Raw genomic sequence first — 1339 nt, forward strand, 5'->3', positions numbered from 1 at the left:
GTCTGGCTGTGAGCCGCGCCCTCATCCGGCCAGAAAAAAGTCATCCCGAGGTATTCCAGTAACAGACTGAATAACCACGACATCACAATAAAGCCAATGAGTTGCCACGGCCATTCCCATAGCGCACTATACAGCAAGCCATGCCTGCGGGGCGGTTGGGCAGGCTGACGGGACGGGTTTTCTGACGGTGCCATGACGGAAATTAGCCTTTCTCTTCCCACCAGTTCTCACTGGTGCGGTAGTGCCGCCGCATATGCTCGGCGATGTTCTGCAAACTCGCCGGCATCAGGGCATCATCGTCATCACCGGTGGGCAGAGGCATGCGAATTTTCCACAGCTGCCCGCCCTCCAATAAAGCGAATGCCTGTCCTTTCGGCAGGTTAATCATCTCAGCCGGCGTCACCAGCGGCGTTTTAACCGTGCCGACCCTGTCCTGTGTAGACGAGGTAAAATCCTGTCCCTGTTCAACATCGGCAATATCCGAATGCCCTGAGACCAATGTCTTACTGTAGATTTCCACTTCCGGCAACTGGCTGGTGAGCAGCTCTGCCGTGCGGTTATCCCGTACCCGCAGCATAATCAGGGTATTGAAGTTGCCAATTACCTGCGCGGTTTTAGCCGGGCTGCCGATACGGGCTTCAATATCCGAGGAGGTCTGAGTATAGGCGGTAACCTGCATACCGGCGCCACCGCCCTTATTAATCAGCGGAATAAACTCATCGCCCATCAGTTCATTGAATTCATCACAATGCAGATTTATCGCGAGCTTCCCGTCATGACGCACCGGCAACCCTGCATTCATACCGTATTTATAAATCTGCCCGGCCACACTGACCAAATCCGCAAACATGCTGTTGCCCACTGCCGAAGCCACATCGCTGTCAGACAGTGCATCCAGCCCGATATAGACAATCCCGTTTTTGCGGATCACCTGTTCCCAGTCGAAGATGGGGCGCAAATCTGCCATATTGAGATAATCCGGGGATAACAGCTCTGCGATTTTTCCTGTGGTCAGTTTTTCCAGCAGAGGCAGTAGCGAGGCGACAATTTTATCAAAATAGGTGCGGTCATAACGCACAGCTGAACGTAACCCGTCCAGAATAGGGTCATAGAGCTGTTTACCGGCCGCCGAACTGAGCGTCATTTCCATTGCCCAGAGCCGGAGCGCATCCGGCTGCCCCTGCATATTGCGCGGAATATCTTTTTCTTTCAGCTTGCCGAGGATTTGATTGATGTGCTCCAACAGCACAGGTTGCCTGTCTGCAATCACTTTAGTCGCATAGAGCTGATACAGTTCGCTGATATTATTGACGTAACGCGTGATAAGCGTGTAATCCGG

1 protein-coding gene and 1 pseudogene are annotated in these 1339 nt (G+C 52.9%); both read right to left on the reverse strand.

From position 1 onward, the window contains the following. A pseudogene (locus AACS90_RS03030) lies at window positions 1-194 on the reverse strand (TIGR03747 family integrating conjugative element membrane protein); the annotation flags it as partial. 8 nt (window positions 195-202) lie between these two features. Beyond that, window positions 203-1339, reverse strand: a 1137-nt coding sequence (gene traD, locus AACS90_RS03035) for a conjugative transfer system coupling protein TraD (RefSeq protein ID WP_153043715.1), incomplete at its 5' end; no start/stop codon positions are given.

This window comes from Xenorhabdus sp. KK7.4 (genome assembly GCF_963876465.1).
Taxonomy (GTDB): domain Bacteria; phylum Pseudomonadota; class Gammaproteobacteria; order Enterobacterales; family Enterobacteriaceae; genus Xenorhabdus; species Xenorhabdus stockiae.